Genomic DNA, 1,084 nt, shown 5'->3' with positions numbered 1-1,084 from the left:
CCGAACACGGAAGTTAAGCTCTTTAGCGCCGATGGTAGTTGGGGGCTTCCCCCTGTGAGAGTAGGACGTCGCTAGGCACCTGAAAAAGTCGAGGATTTAATTCCTCGGCTTTTTTTCTATGAAAATAAATAATTTCTTGACCTATAATTTACAGCGTTTATGTACCGGGCGCTTTAATTATAAAACGTGGAAAGAGAGATGTATCGTATATTCGATGCATCTCTTTTTTTAATGTGTATCTGCCATACGTATGAACTATGGGATACAAGTCCAGAACTGCGAGGATGGAAGTAATGATAAGACTAATAGCAAGGGTGTATCCGTGAGGTCGAGGAATCTGAAAGAAGCTGGCGGCAAAGCGTCGATCAATGTCCGTGATGAAGGTGAACATCTTAAATTTAATAAACATTTTAGACCAACATGTGTACTTTAACATAGCTAATGTTATGACAGCTTCAATGAAAAATATCAAACATTAAAGTTCGCAAGAACAAAAGAATGTGCAACCTGTCCAATTTGTGATGATTCCTTCTGTCTAAATGTTTTCAACATAAAATGTGATGGTAGTGGATCGTCCAAATGGTACTACAATCACAAACTCTAGCATAATTTTTAAAAATGTAGTTTCCTTAACAGGAGCAGTTTAAGCTCTTGTAAAATATGTTTTATGAAATTGATTCAATAGAGATTAGGAACACAAAATATTAAATTGATTGTGAGTCTAATATAAAATTGTTTTTCAATTAAAATATAGGAAGCTTCTAGGTAAAGTGAAAAACTATATTTTTTTAGAAAAAGTATTGACCTTTTTGTTTTGAAGGTGTAATATTATATAAGTCGTTAAGACAGCTACTGAAAAACAATTAAATTAAACAAAAATTAGTTGTTGACATTAAGCGAACGACATGTTATTATATAAAAGTTGCTGCTGAGAAAACGGCAACGAAATGAACCTTGAAAACTGAACAAGCAAAACGTAATCAATAAAGTTTTTACTAGCTAACCTTGAGTTGGCGAACGAAACAAAATTTTGGACATCAAACATGATGCCAGCAAAACAATTTGAGCTAATCAAATTTCTTTT

Annotated in this window: 1 rRNA gene; it reads left to right on the top strand. The window is 33.7% G+C overall.

The annotated features are described in order from the left end of the window. Window positions 1–77, top strand: a 5S ribosomal RNA gene (gene rrf, locus C7Y47_RS26370); the annotation flags it as partial. Window positions 78–1,084: the final 1,007 nt, after the last annotated feature.

This window comes from Lysinibacillus sphaericus, from assembly GCF_006864135.1.
Classification (GTDB): domain Bacteria; phylum Bacillota; class Bacilli; order Bacillales_A; family Planococcaceae; genus Lysinibacillus.
The sequence above is the reverse complement of the archived record's forward strand: the minus strand, read 5'-3'. Positions and strand labels throughout refer to the sequence as shown.